The sequence below is a fragment of the Silvimonas sp. JCM 19000 genome, from assembly GCF_054652575.1.
Genome location: NZ_BAAIHC010000073.1, coordinates 1 through 385 on the forward strand (window position 1 = coordinate 1; position 385 = coordinate 385).

Below are 385 nucleotides of genomic sequence, written 5' to 3' on the forward strand. Positions count from 1 at the left end.
CTTATTTCACAATCTTGGCAACAACGCCGGCGCCAACGGTACGGCCACCTTCGCGGATAGCGAAGCGCAGACCTTGTTCCATGGCGATCGGAGCGATCAGGGCAACAGTGATGGTTACGTTGTCGCCCGGCATGACCATTTCAGTACCTTCCGGCAGGCTGATCGCGCCAGTCACGTCGGTGGTACGGAAGTAGAACTGCGGACGGTAGTTGCTGAAGAACGGGGTGTGACGACCACCTTCGTCTTTCGACAACACGTAGATCTCAGCGGTGAAGTCGGTATGCGGGGTGATCGAGCCCGGCTTGGCCAGAACCTGACCGCGCTGAACTTCTTCACGCTTGGTACCGCGCAGCAGCGCGCCGATGTTGTCGCCAGCTTGACCTTG

1 protein-coding gene is annotated in these 385 nt (G+C 59.0%); it reads right to left on the reverse strand.

From position 1 onward, the window contains the following. Position 1: 1 nt before the first annotated feature. Positions 2–385 (reverse strand): EF-Tu C-terminal domain-related protein (locus ACYQ1A_RS21815; protein ID WP_499365824.1); only part of this gene is annotated, 384 nt, incomplete at its 5' end.